Raw genomic sequence first — 20,628 nt, forward strand, 5'->3', positions numbered from 1 at the left:
TCCGCCATTTATCTCCTGTTGGCAGACCAGTGCCTAGGTGCAAGGCTCTGTGAACACTCCAAATTTCAGATGCTCTGGCACGTCTTTCACAATAAATTCGGCCTTGACACAGCCATGACTCTTTGGATGCTGTTGCCGCTGCACCGGATCGGCAGTCTTATTTAAGAGGTCTTGCGATAGCTTGATGATCGCTGCGATTGTCTGCTTTTCACTTGTAGGGGGATTTTCCTGTGCCAGTTCTAGTTTGTTAGTAAGTGTCATAGGACTTTGTAGGTGTGTGGGTAGAAAAAAATCCTTGTCATCAGCCCCCTTTGCCATGCTATAAAATTCTCGGGGGGGGTTAGCAAGGTGAGAATTGAAGGTGATTGCAAACTTCGGGGTATTTATCTCAATACGGCTGAGTGGGATGAATGGAAAGAAAAGGGCGATTGCTTTTGCTCGGTCAGATCACAAACCAACTCACTTTTGAAATTTCAACTGAGAGCGCGTGAACCAGACAAAAGCCAGCGCTATAAATCCGGGAATGGTTTGCAAGGCGAGAGTTGTCCACTTCAAAGTGAATGCACCAAAGATACCAGCAATAATGACACAAACCAGGAAGAAGACTCGGAGTTGCACAGTATTGCTTTTGGCAAAAGCTGCCCAAATGAGTCCAGCAGCAATGAAGCCATTGTATAAACCCGCATTTTGAACAATCGGGGCAACCTGGTTTGCCACATCAGTAGTAAAATCGAGCCTTTGATAAACTACTGGGTTCTTCCAGAAGAGCATCTCTACGATGGAAACGAGAACATGGATGGCACCAACAATGAAAACTGTAACCGTTGCAGCATTTAGCATTTTGAAATATCTCCTTTCTGAAAACTGGTCTAACTTCGACGAATAGTTTTATTTCCTGCACTCTCCATTGGTTAATGGGCCAACGGGCAATCATCTTGGTGGAGACAGACACTAATGTGAGAATTAAGTAGACTGACCCTGATCAATCCATTCATCAATCCAATGGGTTGATCCGGATTGAGTAATCTTTTGGATGCCATAGTTATAGTCATGGTCGGGCTTTTCCTCATGGTCGGGATTTTCTCGTTTGGACTTTACTCGCACTGTGTCAGTCCATTGAAAGAGTGCTCGTCGGCGAACAATTTCCGTCCGCAAATCGTCAGGTTGCACTAGATCAACGATCGTAGGTGCTGCCCCCCATGCAAAACGCGCACACTCCACCACTGGTTTCTCGTTGAGAGTATGTTTCTTCAGCAATGCATAAGCAGCTTGCGGCAAAGGAATAACAGGCTCTGCTACAACATCCACGGTTAAAACAAGTATCTTTTCGGGCACAAAAATTTTCTTATTGTCAAGGACATATTCTGATTTTTTTAAGCTCAGTTTGATCAACAATTTATCCCCTGGAATAAGTTGAGAAGGGATTGAGGAGGATTGATCCTCAGACGAGCGCATCACAAACTGCGAGAGTTGCAATTGTAGTAATTGCTTCACTTTCAGGCGAACTGGTTCTATTAGAGGCACTTTGTTGCCATTCTTATCTAGCTTGCTGAAACTTAACTCGGCTGTTAATGGGAGTGAAGGTTCATCCGTAGTGGTTGCTTCTAAATCTTCATCGCGAGGTTCTGAGTAACACATCAGTGCCATAACTCCATCTGGGTTATAAGCCTTACGATCAGCCGCTAGAATCAGCGTATGTGGCTCAGGAGACTTCTCGCCTCCTCCTACCGTTTTCTCAACTTCCACTAAGGTGCTAGCACGAGCCGTAGATGAACTAAGGCGGCGGTTATACTCCGGATCTTCAAAGCAAATAAATCTCGGTTGCAAGGGTAGAGGTTGGCGACGGCGATCGCTTAACCGTAGCAAGAATGTCAAGCTCTGGTAAAAACCAGACTCATCCAGAGGGCTTCCAGGTGGGTAAACTCGTATCGTGGCAGTAAAGGATAAGCCAACTGGACGGCTTAGAAAGCGTCGCAAGTCTTCCTTCTCTACTCTATCGTCTGGTAATTTGAACTGAACCTTAGAATTTTGCTCAGGGACTTGACCAGGTTCAATCTGGCTGTAGAAAAACTGCGTTGCGCCATCACTCAAAACTAAGTTACGGATATTCCAACCTGATACGCTCGGCTGAGAATCTGATTGGGCTTGAAGTTCAAACGTCAGTGTTCCATCCCAATCAACCGGAATTGCGCCAAATTCATGGGTTAATACCACTCTTAAACCTAAAGCTACTTGGGTAGAAGTCGCAGCGATGAATGCAGTGGCGAATGGAGCAGGCTCAATTGACAAATCCTTTGTTGGTTCAAAGTAACTAGCCCACGTTCGCAATGCTTGATCCCGATCGTCGTTAGGAGGTAAAACAACAGGTCTGGGCACCCGATGCTGCACTGGCAGACTGCCAGAAGTCAGAATGTTTGTGCGGTTGTCTAGAAAGCTTTGGCGCAGAAGTTGACTACGCATTGCTAGAAAAACCCCAGCTCTACTACCTAACAGCAGCATGGCAAAAGAGCCAGGTAGAATTGGCTGCCATAGGTTTTCTCCAGGTTGACTTGTTGTTCTGGAGGGATTTTCAGTGGAATCTTGAAGCGCAGTTTCTAGAGCTGACTGATCTGGCAACGGCAAATCAGGCAGCACTGGCAGTAAACTCTTAATTGCCGGGGCACGGAATGAAGGAGGTAAACCAGCCGCATTCGGACGAAATTGAACCGATTGCTGCACCGCCTGCCACCATAGAACTGAAGGAACTAAGGAATTGTCAGCAGGAGTAGCCCCAATTACAGCCGCCTCTGCTTCGGTATAACGGACAGCAATGCGAAGGGCACTTAATCCCCAAGGAATAGGCTGTGGCTTGGATTGAGAATAAACTGGTTGAACCCCACAGATTTGTGGAGGAGCCAGTTCAAAATTGTGTAACGCATCAGAAACGATCGCTTGAGCATTATACTGCCCGTCACGAAATCGAAGCTGGGTCGGTTCAGCCCGCAGTGCAAACATTTGTCGTTTTAGTGCAAACTTTGACTCTAGTTCCCCTAAGACCTTAAAGGCGTAGGTAGTCGTTAATGGAGCCGTCGTTAGTGGAGTTATTATGCTGGTGTCAGCATCAGCAAGGCTAATTTCCTCATTCAGCCGTCGCAGTCGCAGAACTGCAATTGGTGACTCCGGACAAAGTAGGGCATAGGTTTCTTTTGCCCATCGCTCGATTTGTTGTGTGATCGTTTCTTCTGCCTGGTATATGTCAAAACGATCGCTTCTCTCCCACACTGAGTAAAGAAGCTGTCCTTCTGTCCTAATCTCGTAATTAATACCAACCGTATCAATTTGTTGCCGTTTGACCTCAACGACCGTTTCATCTTGAATGACTGGAGCTTGAGAGCCTGATGTCTGATTGGCGCTTGTCGCTTTGATAATGACACCCGGCAATATCGATTGTGCTGAACCTTGTCCGGTATCATCCTGTAAATTGAACCGATCGCTTTCTGTTCGAGAGACTTGTTGTTTTTGCAATTCCCAAGTGTAGGTTGTTACGTATTTGAGACTGCCAGTGGCAAGATCAAAGCAGACTAACTCTGCGGTAATGAGCTTGAGTTCGCGTCTCAGGCCGGCGGGTTGAAACGCCAAACTTAAATAGGGGCTAACTGCTAAACTCACAGGCACAGGATTAAGTTTATCTTTAACCTTAAGTTTATCTTCAACCTTAAGTTGCGCCGGAATAGCGGTTGCTGCACTAAAGTAGAAATTGGTTTTATCTTCTACAGCCTCAAATGCTTGCCGGAGTAGCAACCCTATAACAGCCCAACCATAGGGAATATCACTTAATTGCAAAGTATTACTAGACTGTAGTGTTAGCAGGCGATCGGAACGCCACACCAACAACGAAGAGTCTACATCTACATCAGCGGAAGCAGATTGTGGCACCAGCGTGCGACGCGGATCGAAGGCTTGCTTGAGCGATGAAGGACGACTACTACGACCGGGAGAGTCAACCAAGGAAGCCGTTACACTTTGAAGGGGTGGATTAGATCGCTTTTCATTACTGAGGAGTTGAGATGCAGAATCACTCAACGGATTTTGTAACCGAAACCAACTCTCGCGGAGTGAAAGCGGATCTAAACGAGACCAGCGACTGCAAGCGAGGGTATCAAAACCAGAAAAGCTTATCCGTTGTGGCTCCTCACCAGCAGCCCAATGTGTCAATCCTAAGGAAAGTTCTGGTAGCGGCCTGTTTTGCGATCGCGATCGCAACAGCGTCAGAATTGGATCGATTTGCAAGAGACTTTGTCCTTGAGCCGCTTGAGTCTCTAAACCATCAGCGGGCGATTGCTGTAATCGACCAAAAAATGGGGTGATGATAAGTAACCAGTCTGGCGAAACCGGATCAGAGACACCAAAATCATCAGGGTCACTGAGAATGCCCATCTGGCATCCATCAGGCAAAAACTGTAGCGTTACAGATTCGCGTTGAGGAATACTCGCTAGACGCAGCCAATGAGGGGCACTCGCTTCTACTAAGAGTGTTGTCCCTAGCTGGTCTAACTCTGAGTCCGTAAGCCGCGATCGAATAGGAGTTCCCAGATAGCCATCGGTAGCAGATGAAATATCAATTACTCCGTTTGAGGGATCCAACATCTTCTGATTGTTGTGTGATTCAAGAAAAGCCTTAAAGCCTTGAGGCGTACATAATCGCACTTCTTGAACAGCCGTCCAGCGTCGCTCATTGCTTAACGGTAATTCTGGTTGTTCATCTTGAAGCATGACATCAACTAGCTGATGCTCTACAACAGCTAGAAATTGCCAGGGACGGTCAGAATGAATATCAAATAGGATGGCATCGGTTCCGCTTAGCGGAATCTGAGGAATCAACTGATGCTGATTCAATAGGATACGAATACTGTGGCGAGTATGGTTCAGTTGGGGATTTGGATTTGGAGATTGGGAAGTTATTGCAGGCACTACTAAACTGAATTCGGGTTCGTCAGATTTTAGGGATAACGCCCAAGAAATCAGATTTCTAACCTCCAGAAAGCCATTGAATAAAAGTGATTCCTTCCAACTTAGTTCTGCACGATTAGACCCAGTAGTACCTTCGCCGACATAACCTACTATCAAATCTCCTGCTGAAGATGCAAATATTTGCTTGGGATCAGAGGGAGATAAGCTAGACTGCAAAAACTCGCCCCACTTACAGGGCAACAATAGCTCTAAGCTTGCTGCTGAAACTTGAAATTGTGGAATCTGATCAACACCACCGACTACATCAAACGCAATTACACAGTAACCGGAAGCCTGAGTGGTATCAAGGCTCATTCCTGGTAAAACTTGCGGCGGCTGCATTCCGCTAATAAGCGGAGTACAGTCTTGCCATTGAAACTGAAGGCTTTTTGTGCCAACTTCAACCAGACTGGGTTTGTCTATTGATGTGAGGGACAATGCACTAAATAAAGTTCCCTCAAGCCAGAGATTCTCTGTTGATTCATTCAAGATTGGCACTTTAAGGGTTGCTGCGAATGCAGAGGCAGATTGCCGCCCCAATCGGACAGACAAATGGGCAGACACCCTATAGTCAGGAGGTTGTAATGTTATCCGGAGAGCTTGAAGAGCAAGTGAACCAGACTGCGTTACCTGAAACGTCAAAGTTTGAGTTGAATTTGGAGAATTGAAGGGGAATAATAGCTCACCCTCATCTGGTTCGCTAACCTTACCACTCACTCCAAATAAAGAGAAACGCAATGCGAGGTTAGAAAAGATAAGTTGCTGATTACTCTGATCAAAGCGAACCTGCCTCCAAATCAACTGGGGAACACCCCCATTAGAATTGGACTCTGAGTCAAGATTCCACACTTGCTCTGTATCACTCGGAAATGCCTCGGCAGCGTGCAGATCAAGGCGATCGCTCCCATCTGCCAACTTAAACGTCACCTTGACATAACTGGGAATGTGTTCCTGTTCAGATGGTATTGCTAAAGGCAGTTGTAGTCTGCCTAGAATCTGAACTTCCTGAATTTGCTGAAGATCCCGTTTCGCCGACCACAACGTCAGAGGATAGAATTCTAATCCACAGAGATCAAGTGGTCGTCCATCTCGCTGCCATAGACGCCACTCATAACCATTTAGGTAATTGCGTTCGCGACTGAGCGCTAAGGGATCATTAGTATCTGCTTCATCTTCTTGAGAAAAGATGTGGTGAAAATCGCTATCTTCTACATCAGGACGGGTAAAAGTCCAATCAAAGTAGTAAATTGGTTCACTGACTGAAGACCCGTTGGAAGATTCTTTAAGCTTAAAAGGTAGATCACGGAACCAAAGCGACCAGTCGTCAACTTCTGCGATTGTTCGCAGTTTTAAAGGAGTTTTCAGGGTCGTTGATATAAAGTTAGCATCCTCAGCTATTTCTTTCTGAATCAACTGCAAATTGGTTGTCACCAACTTTGCTCCCTCAGAAACCTGTGTTGGTTGCCGATACAATCCACGTTGATCAAGTTGTCCCTGTTCGTCCCCAAAAGCCAGTAAGCTACCTGCAATCAGCCGTAGCAAAGAGGGATCAGAGGTGTCTTCACCACGATATTGCAAATTACGGTTTGCATCAGGCTGAAAGCTACCAGTGATGCCTCCAAGGGATCGATCTTCTTTTAACTCAAGTGCTGCTGAGCCACTGCCTTCCATCAATGTGAAAGAGCCGGGATATGACTCTAGCTTAAATTCTGGTGTGACTATCCACTTGTAGGGTTGTACCAAATTTTGAACAGTAACTGAACCATTGTTCTGGCGTAAAGCCGTTACAGCATCTGCGGCGGCGAGACTTGCCTGATTAGCCAATTGCTGCCAGTGTTCTAAAGAAGTATCACGAGACAGTGGTACAGTTTCATAGTCTGTAGCTGGCTGACCAATGAAGGATAAAGTCCCTGCTTGAGGTTTATCTAATTTAAGTTTAGGTAGCTGTGCCAGAGCATTGATTTCGTCAGTGTAAGGTAGATCAAATCGAAACTGTAGAAACAGCTCTGGGAGGAGGCTTGTGAAAGCAGTAGAATGCTCTCGATTTGGATCAAGAATCAGTCCAGGGAGCGACAAAGATACTAGTGGTAGGTCATTGAGGTTTTTCCACTCGTTGCTTGGCTTTAATGCGGTACTACTGTCAGTTAATTTGCACCACTGAGATGCGCCTTCACTTCCAAATTGCCAGGAGGGTGCAGGCAGAGAAGTTCCTGCGTCCTCCACAATTTCTAGCTCAAATGGCGCTAGCTGTCGGCTGGCACTGGGATAATTTGGGGGAGACTGATTTTGAGTGAGTGGTAGCGATTGAATGAAGGGTAGATAAGGGTGGTGCAACCACAGTAGGGGCAGAGCTTTGAATGACGTTTTGGGAAGAACCTTTGCATCAATGAAACCTTGTAACGCTGCACGATCGATGCTGTAAGTAAATGACCATTCGTCCAGACTTGTTGCACCTTGCCGCTTAGGATGAGGGCGTAAATTCAACTGATCAAACTGAAGGAGCATTAGAGCAGGAAAAGGATCGTCGATCTGGGGAATGCGTAGGGGTATTGATTGTAAACCTGTGACCCAATTTTCCAGATTTGGAATAGCATCCTGGATAGTCGGTTGCCCTGTAGCGAGCCAAAAGAAACCATCCAATTGCGCTTTGGTTGCGCCAATAGTCAATTCAACTGAGTCAAGGTTCAGTTGACTGTCAGTTAGATCATTGGAGATCTCAAAGTTCCAAGAACCGTTGACATAGGCAGCATCTAAGAGACTAAAGCTCCACGGTTGTTCGTGAGTATCTTGATCAGTCTGAGTTGCCGCGACCTCATTGCTAAAAATAACTGCACCTTGTAGCAATGTTTGATTCAAATTTGAAGGACGCTTACCAGTCTGACCTTGCTGATCGCTTGTTCTTGCAAGTTGGGTATCAATATAAATTTGTTCACTAAGATTGGGAATTGGTAACTGTGCCCACCCATTCTCCAGCGGCATAAATCCCCATACAACAGCAGGTGCTATTGGAATCTCTGCTTTGGAGTCATCAGCACGCTTAAACCAAACTGGCTCTGACAATCCCTGCTTCTCTCGCAATAGTTGAGGAACTTCTACAGGACTGAAGGCGAGGGTGAGCGTACTTGATCCGGCTAAGGAAAGCTCTTCCTTATTAGAGGATTGATTGCTATCAAACTTATAACGAAGATCACATACCTGTGGACTGTGTTGACCATGAGAACCGTTCGTGGCAGACAGAATCAGTTGAAACACATCATCTGTCCGTACAGGTTCAACTAGAACTGCAACTTCTAGAAACGAAGCGGGCGATCGGCTACTACGCTTTAATGACTGGTCTGCTAGCAGTAGCTTGGCAAGAAATTGTAGTTTGATCGAGACTTCAGCGTCAAGTTGATCAACATGCCAGTAGATATTGGGAATATCTTTTTTCCCAAGCTTCAGCAAATCAAGAGTAACCCACTGAGGTTCCTTTGAACCAGGGTTTGACAGCAGCTGTTGGAGCATCTGCCAAGCCTCCTGCCACTCTGACCTTTCTTCATACGTCATGCGTAGAGCATCGGGAAAAAGTTGACCTTTCGTAAACTGCTCTAGACCTTCACTGAAGATTGGTAAAAACTGAAAAGGTACATTCCGTCGATTATCTTTGCCTTGTAACCAGGGAATCTCGACTGAACCAAATATGTTTAATCCACTGCTTCCTGCACTCACAGCACTGAGCAAACGAGCTAGATTCTTCTGATCAGGTTGAGATAAATTGCTAACTTGAGGGACACGATTTTGCAAATGGTCAGGTTCTTGACGTAATCCTAGAATGTCATAAAGGCGTTGCTGGGCATTAGTATCAGGAACTAACCCTTTTACCAGGTGAATTTCACCATTTGTGCAGGTGAAGGCAGGTGCTCCCGTAGCGGTCCATGCTTCCGGGTCAGATTCTAGTACAAGTAGAGAGAATTCACCATTTTGTTGATTCTCGATTAAAGCATCCAGCTTTGGAAAATCCGGAAAAGAGGTAGTTGGAATTCGGAGTATCCAACCAGGCTTAATCAAATCTTTATCAGAAATAATGTCTCGATTGCCATCGAAAATCTTTTTATTCTGGCCTCGATCACCATAAAATTTCTCAGCAATGTCAGCTAACGATTCAACCTCTTCCCCTGACGATATTTTCCGGGTTTTTACTGTATAAGCGACCCATTCTCGCACCCACTTCAGGTTCGCATCACCTAAGTTAATTTCCATCTGGGTTACGAAGCACAGTGCTTCTATGGTGCCTGAAAGATAAAGATTGTTGTGACCAATGGCTGATCGAGCAAAATTCTCGATTAGTAAGTTCCGGAATGCAAACTGTTCAGTGCTTGCACTCGGTCCACGCAATCGAATGAGCTTTGCATCCGCCTGCCAAAAAGGACCTTTGATCTTAATATTAGGCAACCCAGGAATAGTAGTCATGGCAATGGCATAAGTAGGGGTTCAAGGGGAATTAACGGACTAGGAGCAGCACTACCGCGTCGGGTTCTTAAGTACAATGCACGACCATTTAATCCTCGATTAAGGGCGGTGGTATAGAGGCGGCGAAGCGCCAAGCGATCGCGCTTATCTGGGTAGAGCGTTTGTAAACTTGCTAAATCAGTTAGTGTCATTAAACCCTGAAAACGAATTAGAGCGTTTGCAATTAACAGTTCATCTGGTAAATCCGCAGCAGCAGTTTCTAGTAAGCCGGTGACAGATAGCTGAGTTGGTTGGATTATTGGTAGCAAGACCTCTGTAACGGCGGCAGTATCCCGGTTGTCGCCGGCCCGCTCAATTAGAGCGTCAATCGCTGCCTTAAATTTAGCATCAAGCGCTTGAGACTCCACTTTGAGATTGCGTAGTGCTAACTTTTCAACATTGTTGGGAGTCGCACCATGCCAACGCAGAGCTTGTAAGCTGATTTCAAGACGTTCTCTAAGCGCATCGGGTAAATCTTGCTGAGTGGGGCGCGGTGGAGGAGTGATATCTGATAGCATTTTGAGGGCATTTTGCAATAATGCAGATCCAGCTCTTGCCTTAATCTGCTGTCTGACTACTTCTGTCATGCCGCCTTCCCAAACTAGAATACTGTTTGGTGCATCAATAGTTTGGACTCGTTGTTTAAGATGATCGGGCAAACCACTCAAGGCTGAATCAGGAAGAGTAATAGAAATGGGTGCCTCGCTCATCCAATCAGCCGCGATCGCCTGTAAAGCTTTTCTATCCTGTTCTTGCTCTTGTGCTGTTCCATTAGCAATGCCAACAATTTTCTCAACTTCGTTGATTGTCAAGTCATTCTTAATTTTGAGAGTGCTTAAGGTTGAGTTAAGGAGTTTTTGTTTGAGTGCTGCATCAGCGTTGCTGAGTTGATTCAAGTCGTAGGTGCATTTTAGGGATTGCTCTGTTACCTGCTCTAGAGTAATGGTGAGATAGTAATCCTCCGGGGGTGTTGTAGGAGCTTGTTTAGCTGTAATGTTGAGTAGTAGACGCTGTCCAAGTTGCCGATGCTGAAAATCAGATTTATCAGATGCGGATGATTGAGTTTTGCGATCGCAGAAAACTTCTCCCTGAACTTCAACATTGCCACTAAAGAGTTCAACAAATTGGTAAACTACGTCTAGATCTGGTAATGAGCTATAGTAACGACCTTCACCTGAAGCATTTGCCGGATCTTCTACAGCCCATCGCCCTTTTGCTGCTGGTGGTAAACTGTCCCACAAGCGTTGCAGCGGCAATTTTACTTGTCGGGTTCGTAGGTTAGAAAGTGAATCGTTGTCAATTGCGCTGAGAGATGCACCGATCGGTGAGGGGGCTTGATACTCGAAATCACGCTGAGTAATTTTGTTTATTGCTGAGACAGTCGTGCTGCTTTGAGCAATCAGCAGTAAGCGATGTTCATAGTAGAAGGGTAAGCCCTGCCATTGCAATACCACAGCACCCTGTTGAAAATCTCCAATTCGAGCAGGTAAGTCTAGGCTCAGGCGTTCTTCCTGAGTAGACCTAACCTCCACCGGACGAGCAGGGTACTCTTGCGGAATGGCAATCTCCCGTTCGGGATAAGTTTGAACTGGCTGAATAACGGGACGTTTACCAAAGACTTCCTCTAGATCGTCAGACAATTCTCGGTCTGAGAATCGACGTAACAGAGTAAATGCGATTTGCCGGAACGAGAGATGACGCACTAGGGTTTGATTGCGTTCACTGAGAGATTGTTCTAAATGGCGTGCAATGATCACTTCCCAGGTTGTACCAGGAACAACGGATTGCCCTTCTGGCACAACAGGATCTAACCGCCTGGAGGACAGTACCAGAGGCATGGAGATCGGCTCAGTTCGATGTAAAACAATATCTAAACCTCCAACCTTTGGTATTGGTAACGAACGTTCTGGAAATAGTGCTTCAGAGAAAAGTGCAAATGATTGACGTAGGCTGTCTAGGAGTAAATCGTAGCGACCATAAGGATGAGCAAAATAGCGATATGCATGGGCATAACGATCTTCAATCAGTTCATCATACGTAATGCGTCCACCATCATCTGGGGCAGCATAAGTGGGAGAGCCAGTTTTAGGATAAGCCGTTGCAACCCAGGGTTTATCTAATGTCGTTACTTCAGTTTGATTGATGTCCCCGCAAAAATCGAAGAATCGTTGCGACCAGCCCAGGAAGTCCTCCTGTAGGAACTGCTTTAGCCCTGCTTCATCAGTGGGGATCGCAATTTTGAATTGTTTTGGGTCAAGATCGGGGTCATTACTGTTAAGCGATTCAATATAGTTTTTGAATCGCTGCCATTGCTGGCTTGTATCAGATAGCCCTTCAGTATCAGGAACAGGTGGTTGTGAGAAAGCATTGGCCAAGTTGTCAGGACTTGTAGCAAAATAAGCGGTACGCGCATCCGTCACAAGAATCTTGTGAGTCATCACTGATTCACTGGGCAAATTGGACAGATTCAGATCTGGCTCTGTCGCTAAATTCGTAAGTGCCTCATTTGCTTTCTCTGATTGATCATACGTAAACTTGATAATCCTAAATTTCGGAAGTTCCTTGGGGCCTGAGAGAATTTCGCTCCGCAGTAGTAGATTGGCAACACCAGATGGTGGCAGTGTTACCTTGAAATCAACCTTAGTTTTATCCGCAGAAGACTCCTGCTGGCCATTTGCCGAGTCAGCTTGATTAATTAAGCTCCAACGACCTGCCAATTCAATTTCAACATCAATTTGGCTGCCTGCAAAACCACGAATCATAATGGTGCTGTACTGCAATCGCTGCTTAGGATAGGGTCTGAGGCTGAGTTGAACGATCGCCAACAATGCAGTTGGATTTGCTCCTGTAGACTGAAGTTCTACACTTCGACCTGGTTGAAATAGCAACTCAATATGCAGATGCTCAGCTATTTCAGCAGCAGGGGTGTTCTCAGCTTCTTTTCTAAGCTGTAATAATGCCTCAGTAATTCGTGGCAACAGTTCATCTCCTGCAAGAACTTTGCCGTCTGCTTTACGTAAACTGAATGTTACAGACAATCCGAATTGCTGTAAGATCCCCCAGCCATAGGGATCAGAAGCAGAGGCTGTACTTCTGGTAAATGCTGCAAAGTTACAAGGTTGTAAAGGTGGTACTGCTTGAACATCTACAATATATTCTTCACTCCCCTGTTCGTTTTTGCTGAATATCTCGATTAGCCTTTGAAGAACCCCGTGGAGGCGATCGCTCCGCTCAGTTGTTTTAACAAACTGTCCTTCTTGCCATTGCAACCAGGTGGGCCATACTAAATAGGACTCACGCCAGGAAGACCAGGCACCTAATGCTAAATTTGCTCCTTGACGACGTTCCTGATTACGAAGACGGCGCATTGTGCTGGGATACCAGGCTTCCCACTGTCCAGGATTAAGGGTGTCGCCTGGTTCTAATAACAGTTCATCATTGGGGATGAGTTGAACATCTTGAGTCAGGCGTATCGCTTTTGGTAACTGATCAACATCATCAAAAACAGAATCTGGATGAGCGTCAACATCGAGTCGGAATAGTTGATAGCCAGCGTGTAAGTCCAATGGATAATTGGGCTGACTACTGGGAGCAATATTCCAGCGATGACGAAGGCACCGAGTTCCTGATGGGTGAGGACTATACCCTATATTCGATAATTCCGGTTCAAACTTGAGTGATCGCTCAGGCAACGGCATCGGAAACCGAGCAATTCGTGTTGTATCTCCGGGAAAAGGAATGGTCCCATCATCAGTTGGATCACCCTTCTCATCGCGATGGTCTTTAGGCGGCAGCACCGGAAACACAAAGCGGTGATTTAGTATCCATTCCAGAGCTGCCGGACGGCGCTCCTCTAAAAATCGTTTTTCTTTATCCGTTTTTGGCTTTTCAAACTGTAGACGTAATCGTACTGGTGCAAGGGCTGAACTCACACCATTCCAGGACTCCGTTTGCAAGAAAACTCGCCATGCTTCCGGTCTCCAGGATAAATCAGCCCTGGGCAAAATGTTTTCATCTTTCAGATCATCGAGTTTGATATCAGTGCCCTTTCCTTCCTTGTCTTGCCCAGCATCATTCGTAATGATTATTGATTCGATCGATGTACGGTCAATTTCAACCACAATATCAGTTGACAACTGACGGGCATTACTTGTTGGCAGTAACGTCTGCCGAGACCCTTGAGTTTTGTTGTCTAACCCATAAGTGCCGATCGGTAACGTATTTTCTCGCCGGAAGATCAGCCGGTATTGATTGATGGGTACTTTAGGACCCCTTTGAGGAAGTGGTGGATCTGACCATTCAATCCGGCACCTAGCGGGTTGCCAAACGGCTAGTAAGTCCTTTGCGCTAAGACCAGAGCCAGGATCGCCCCAAACTGGAATTTTATTACTAATATTTAGCTCTTCTGCATCGTAGGTAATGACTAATTCACCGTCTGTCGGTACAAGCGGTGGTGTATTTGGGTAGCGTGTGGCAAACAAGACAAGTGGCTTGTTACTTCGATGACCACTAAAGTCTACGGGAGTAATAACGTAGCGATAAGATATCCCCTCTGGTGGAATCGCCGCTTGTTCTTCTGCTGATTCTTGATTGAAGTGGTCAACAACTTGAAAACGAGGTTGCAAATGGATCAATTGATTCGATTCACGATGTAGAAGATCGCAGGGAGTGACTGTATAAATCTCATCCTGGTTGTCATTACTAAATCCATTCAGTGCTGTGCGACGCACCTCATAATGCTGAAGGTGGTGTCTTGGATCAGCTTGACATTGAGTTAAGCTTTGTCCGTTGGCACTGGAGGTGGTTGAAACTCGTGTGTCGTCCCAGCTTAAATTCCACCCCAAGGCGATCGTATTTGTATCGACTAATTGATGGACTCGCTCGAATCGAGGTGGAGTTTCACTGAATCTTGTGATGCTCGGATTGAAAGTGCGAACGTTTCGTTTTTCTGAATCTTGAAGTGATTGATCTCCTAAGCGCTGGTGAATGGTTGGTGTCATGCTGTCGTCTGTCAGTTTCAGCAGCCAGTCTGGTGCGTTCTGTTTGGGCACCCGGAAGACTAAGCCCATTTGAAAAGCAACCGATCGCTGAATAATTTCAGTTCCTTGACCTTCGTCGCGACTACCATCAGGTTGCTCAACGGCTGCTACGTAGTCTCTTAAATCAGCAACCATATCTTGAATAATGGTTCCCCGCAGTTGTAGTGCTTGTTGATTTTTTTGAGCTTCCGGAGTGCTTTGTCCATTTGTTTGGTTTACTGACGTAACTTGCCCAGTTTCTGAGTAGATGGTGGTGTTACTGTCAAGAGACCTATCTAATAAGCGATCGTATTCACTATTTTGCTGATCTCGCTTGAAATAAGGCGATCCCTGAAATTGTGCAATTGCACCTCGAACGGCAGCTTCATAGGCATTATCTGAGGGACTAAAAACTCGTGGATCTTCAATTGATTTACTGCTTGGCAGCAGCTCTGGATCTCCAAGTGCTTCTAGTGATTGTGTACTATCTCCAAATTGCTTGAAAATGAATGCATAGGCGAGATATTCCTTTAGGGAAATATCATCCCCTGCTACTGATTCTTTCGAGAGAGTTCCGTTCTCAGCGATTTGATGTTCTACCGTTTCTTTTTCATCAGATTCTCCTTCCGAATTAGATATCACAATAGATGCCCAATTACCTCGCCATGTTATTTGATTCGTTGACACAGATTGCCAAGTGCCAACTTCAGTAGCTACCTGAGCTTGTGATGGTTGGAATTTTTCCAAGCCAGAGATTGCTTCAAGCAGTGTCAGATCAAAATCCTCGCTTGAACTTTCTTTAGGTGGGGCAGGCAAAAATCCTTGTTCATGAGCAAACTCCTGATTGCTTGACTCACCCTGAGGCAAGAGTAGGAAATAGACAAATCCCCCTTCTTTTTGCTCTGCCTGAGTCTCTAGAACAAAAGTGATGTAGTCTGGAGCATGAAACTTTGGTTTAACACTTTCACTCGTATCGTTAGCCACAACAGTAGTGTCAGTCGTATCATCTTCTATGAGATTCGTTGGGCTAGTTGTTGAACCATTACTGGTTAAGGTTGCAGGAGTGGTCACAGTTGACGGTATTCCAGTCAAGCTCATTTCATCCTCTGTGGGATTCGTTGGGCTGGCTGTTGAATCACTGGTTGAGGTTACAGGCGTGGTCACAGTTGACGGTGTTCCAGTCAAACTCATTCCCACAGCCCTACTTGAAGGACCTGCTGGCACAGATCGTCTTGTAGTACCTGCTGACATAACAGATGCTCTTGGACGATCGACACCAGGTATCCCTTCAACATCCGTGGCTTCCAAGCCCATTTGGAGGAACTCAGATGTTTTTTCTTTCGCTTCCCGCAGCGCTCCCTCATTCAGTCCAAAACGAACGCTTAGCTGAAGACTATGACCCATTGCAGATACAGCTAAAGTGCCAGACCCAGATAACCCAGGTTCTAGATTATTTAAGCCAAACTCAACTCCTGCGGTGAAGCCAATTGTGGTACTAAGCCGAAAGGATTTAGTGATTTTCTTGAACAATAAATTAATCCGAATCCAAAATTCGATGCTTAATTCAATGCGAGCTTCTAAACCAACAGCAGCATAGAACGCAGTCTCTAATTTTTTGGGTTGGGCATAGTTCCTTAAAACCCCGATATATCGTGCACCGAAGGCAACACTGACTTCAGCACTGACCCGCGCACCAACAAATCCTAAATTGGCTTCTGCATCCAGTCGAAGTTGCCCTCTTGCCAGAATGCTGCTACCGATGACAAGGTTCTGCCGCGAGATTCGGAAGATGAACCCACCGCGAACTTCCATGAGCAGTGGGCCTAAACGATCGCTCCAACGCAGCATATTGGGCCAACCAAGCTCATAGTGAATCAACCCTGGTTCAACTAGAAGGGTGGCTGCAAACTGGCTGTTACGAACAGCTTTTTGGATAAAGTCTGGTAAGCGAGGGCGATCGCCCAGGTAGCCATTTGGATTCGAGGAAACTTGTGCCAGAAAACGCTTCTGACGGGGTGAGAGGAGTGCAAAACCACTAAAAAGTGGTTTCTCTTTCAAGTTATCTCGGTTTTTGACGAAGGAATCATAGTTGGTATTTAGCCAACCTCTTACAGCCATGAAAAAAGTTAAGTCGCTGCGAAAAGCGATCACAGCATCAAAGAGGTAAGCGCAGGGTAGGTTCTCCTCTTTAACCTTGTCGTACTCTAGTGGAGAAACCGATGCCGAACTTTGAGCAATTAATGCACGTAAGGCAATTGTCCAGCGTGGATCTTGACCAGGTTCTTCTAAATCAATTGCCCACTGATCACGATTAGCAAGATTGCCTTGAGTTCTCGACAGCTTACGCAATTCGCCAATCAGTCGCCGTAAATCGTTCTCGCGATCGGCGGCCTTGATACTAACCAGGGTGAACCGGTATCCAAAGCCCAACCCTATCTCGCGCAAATACAGCTCTACGACAGGAACCCGGAAGCTAACCTGGCGCAGTTCAATATAAATAAACCAGGCTCGCAACCATTGAGACATTTCATCACGGCGCACCCGAAGAAAGGCAAAGCTCGCAGCAATGGGTGGCAGTCCCTGGATTGCCAGTGTACCCTCGCCGTCAAATCCTGTTTTGTTGGGGTCGTCATCATAGAAATTGACCACACCAGTAAGTTTGAAGGCTGCGCCAAAGTCTAGGCTAACTGCCAGTTGTTTGAAGTGGATGCGCGGCTTAAAGTCGCTGGGCTTGGGTAAACCAATTAACAAAGTATGGTAGTCGGGTTTAGGGTTGGGAGTATCGCCTACACCCTGAGCAAAGCGCAACTGCCCTGTAATCATCATTGCTCCATCATCCCCAAAAACTGCTGCCTGGGGCAGGAAGCCGATCGCCTTGACTTCCATCTCAAAGCAACCCAGAAAACTAAAAGTTTTGGGACTGGGTAAGTTGATGAGAAATTGTACGTATTGACTCAAAACACGGGCATTTCCGGTGATGGGGCATTCTACTAAATCGATGCGAATGAGTTGTAGAAGTGCCAATGGACCATTACTATCATCAGATGGTAATGGGACAAATTGAGCGCTTCCAGTGAGCGTAAAGTAAAGATGATAGTGCCCATCATCAACAAACTTAAGCCCAAGTGCATTTACAGAGAATTGAAACCGAGTTCCCTGGCAAATCAAGGGCTTGTTCATTTGCAGTTCGGCACTACCCGTGACTAAGGCAAGCTTTTTCCGATCAACTTGCTTGAATTGTAGTGATATGTCTGCGATCGCCTCTCCCACTAATGCTGGTGGTAAAGGTCCAGAACCATTCAATGTGAAATCACTAATCTGATTTTCCTTAATCTCTAACCGAGTATTTCGGAAACGGAAACGGGTATCTAAACTATTGAGCGTCACTGGGTCATCTGTGACTTCAGCACTCAAGCTAATACCTTTATCAGAGAGGATAAAATCACGAATCTTAAAACGGATTGGCTCTTTACTAATTGCCGTGTATTCAAGCGTGAATTCTGTATTTGGAGCTTGTTGAAGCTGGTAATTATAATTCTGAGTGACGAGTGTAAAAATATAAACCTTTTTTGCTAAATCTGGATCGGTTGCAGCATCCGGATGTTTATTGCGTCCCTGAAAACTCCAACTTAGTCCGAGGTGAGGGAGTTGTGGCTTTGCAAGCTCATCTATGTCGCCATAAAGTCTTATTCCCTCATCGTGATTGATAGAGAGCGCGAGAGTTCTTAAGTTGAGCTTGGCGGTAAAACTCGTTTTAAGTGCTATTTCACCAAATTGAACAAGTGCATCAAACTGAATTGGAATTTCCTCAAGTGGAATTTCGTCGTTGGTCGTTGATTTACTAAGTTGAACCTCAACTTCTTTGAGACTATCAAGTCTGATGAATTGTTTAACGTCACCCTGCTGATTCAGGAACGGTAACGTCAACTGACCTAGCCGGAGTTTGAGTGTTCTCCAATTATTTTGATTGATAAATTCTGACAGGTTGAAGTTTGTTCGAGAGCGGAGGACAGCGATTGCTTCTTGTTTTTGGTTTGAGTCTTGGGGATTAATTGCTGCTTCTAGAGCAGTGCTGAGGGTTGAGAGCGGAGTCTTCAGATCACGTAAAAAAGTGGGTAGCTTGGGGTTTAAGATGTCTTGGTTAATTGTAAAGCTAGCTAAACAAATACTGGTTTTGCGGTCAGTAGTTAATTCAATACTAAACAGAGGTTGATCTGTCTGAGGTCCCTCTTGAGGGCGATCGGATTGAAGTTCGCGCTCCACCACGTTACCCGTCGGACGCTGCCAAGCAAAGTTACTTTGCAACTTTATTACTTGCCCAGGTTCTAGAGTCAGCACTAAGTTGGCAGAATTCAGCCGGGACGAGTTTTGGGCTTCTCCTGCTTGTCCAGCACCTAGCAGGAGACTGAATTGTCCAGTACCCGGCAACTGAATGGAGAATCCTGGTAAATCAAAGCGGCGATCGCTCCCAGCAATTTCCCAATCAAGGCGAATTTTCTGAATTGGGTTCGGTGAAAACCAATCGAATAGGATACGGAGTAGAGCATTGGAAACTGAACGGTTGCCTTTTTCCAGGAAATTGGGCACTAGGCGGTTGAGCCAGTAGTTGACCTGTTCTTCCTGCCATGCCACCACCAAACATTGATGATCGAGATAGGCTTTATTGATGCCAATACGCTCGCGCAGGTCAGCATTGGGCGCATTGCGATCGAAGTAGGAACTCTCTGGATTGGAATCGAGATTGCCCTGTTGAAATTGGAGTTGGAGCTTACCTGCGATCGCAGATTCTAACAAGGCTGGACTGGCAATGCGAAGCCCTTCGACGACAAAGGTGCTGGTGCCTGCACTGAAGTTGAACTCGGCTTGTTCCCAGCTCAGTGCGAAGAATTGTCCCAGAACTAGAGATGTGGCTCCGGCATCCACAATCAGGCGATAGGTTTGAGGTGCTTCACCTGCTGAAGGTGCACCTTTCAGGAGAAAATTCGCTGTAACTTGAAACTGCTGAACTTCCAAGCGTGTTTCTGATGGATTGCCAATTAGTAAGGCACACCCTTCTTCGTTAGGAAGTTTAATGAATTGTAGAGTCGCACTTGCCTCTGGCGGCAGGGGGGATGAGTCAGTCACCCAGGTAGGAGTGCCAGGGATGATTTGCCCGCTGCTATCTAAACCAGGAAAACCAATTGCAAAAGCAGTTACGGTATCTGTCCATTGCCAGCGGATTAACCATTGCTTCAGCAACAATTCAGCATTGGCATTTGGGCCGAAGGGAGCAATTACAACACCGAGATTTCCAGGAGTCGGAGGGGAAACGGCAACGGTGGCTCCAATCGCTTGATTTTGCTCATTGACAGCAATAATGAACGTGATCAGATCTTCTCCTAACTTCAGCCCAAAGTTATCAACTGCACCGGCAAAGATAGACTTGTCGTCTTCAGCGATACCGGGTAAGGCACCAATATTTAATTCTTCTGCGATCGCGGCTAAACGAGGCAATAGGCGATCGCGAATTGCAGTCGTTTGAGTCTCACTTCCTAATTCTGATGGTATGCAGTGATAAACGCGAGCTACCTCAGCAAAGGGGTTTCTGAAGAACTGTCCGAGTCGCTGGAGATTTACCTGGGGGCGACTGTGGGGAAGCCGCAGCAGCAGCCGATTCTCTACAACAACACTACTTTCAGCTTGCGCGTCAGTGAACGTGATCAACTCTGCGATAACTGCAACGGCATAAAGTTGAGGTTGCCACTGTCGTAAGTAGGTTGTGAATAATAACGCAATCAGGTCGCGACCAATTTGCTCAAACTGGGGTGGTGGTAAGCTTGGTGGCTCAATAATTCCCTGTAAATCATCCTGGAGCGATCGCAGTAAGTTTCTACTATCTTGAGCGATCGTTAGTAACTCTTCTAATGTTGCTTCAGAAGTTGTTGATAACGTTTCAATACGAGTTTTTAGTTCAGCAAAAGTATTGAGAACTTGAGTTAATTTCACTCTGGAAAAGCCAGGAATCTGCTCCAAGTCCCAACCGATTGTTTGAAACAGCAGCTTTTGGCTGTCAGGACTATTGGCAGCAGCAAGGGGAGAAATTAGATAGGTAAGCTGCTGTAGAACAGTCGCATATAAGCTGGGCATCAGTTCA

At 45.9% G+C, this 20,628-nt stretch carries 4 protein-coding genes; all 4 read right to left on the minus strand.

The genetic code is table 11. From position 1 onward, the window contains the following. Positions 1-33: 33 nt before the first annotated feature. Complete coding sequence (locus tag H6G07_RS23875) at positions 34-261, minus strand: hypothetical protein (protein ID WP_139297188.1); 228 nt, start codon at positions 259-261, stop codon at positions 34-36. A gap of 198 nt (positions 262-459) precedes the next feature. After that, positions 460-840 carry a DUF1304 domain-containing protein gene (locus H6G07_RS23880; protein ID WP_073610816.1) on the minus strand — a complete coding sequence of 127 codons (381 nt, stop codon included), beginning with the start codon at positions 838-840 and terminating at the stop codon, positions 460-462. A gap of 123 nt (positions 841-963) precedes the next feature. Next, a complete protein-coding gene (locus H6G07_RS23885) occupies positions 964-9,438 on the minus strand; it encodes a LysM peptidoglycan-binding domain-containing protein (protein WP_073610815.1) in 8,475 nt (2,824 codons plus the stop codon). After that, positions 9,435-20,621 (minus strand): hypothetical protein, encoded by an 11,187-nt coding sequence (locus H6G07_RS23890; protein ID WP_073610814.1) that lies wholly within the window; start codon positions 20,619-20,621, stop codon positions 9,435-9,437. Before H6G07_RS23890 ends, H6G07_RS23885 begins: the two co-directional genes overlap by 4 nt. Between the last annotated feature and the right edge of the window lie 7 nt (positions 20,622-20,628).

It is taken from the genome of Phormidium tenue FACHB-1052 (assembly GCF_014696675.1).
GTDB classification, from domain to species: Bacteria; Cyanobacteriota; Cyanobacteriia; order Phormidesmidales; family Phormidesmidaceae; genus Nodosilinea; species Nodosilinea tenuis_A.

Coding starts and splice junctions, on each gene's coding strand:
- H6G07_RS23875 (WP_139297188.1), bottom strand. CDS start 261: ATGACACTTACTAACAAACTAGAACTGGCACAGGAAAATCCCCCTACA.
- H6G07_RS23880 (WP_073610816.1), bottom strand. CDS start 840: ATGCTAAATGCTGCAACGGTTACAGTTTTCATTGTTGGTGCCATCCAT.
- H6G07_RS23885 (WP_073610815.1), bottom strand. CDS start 9,438: ATGACTACTATTCCTGGGTTGCCTAATATTAAGATCAAAGGTCCTTTT.
- H6G07_RS23890 (WP_073610814.1), bottom strand. CDS start 20,621: ATGCCCAGCTTATATGCGACTGTTCTACAGCAGCTTACCTATCTAATT.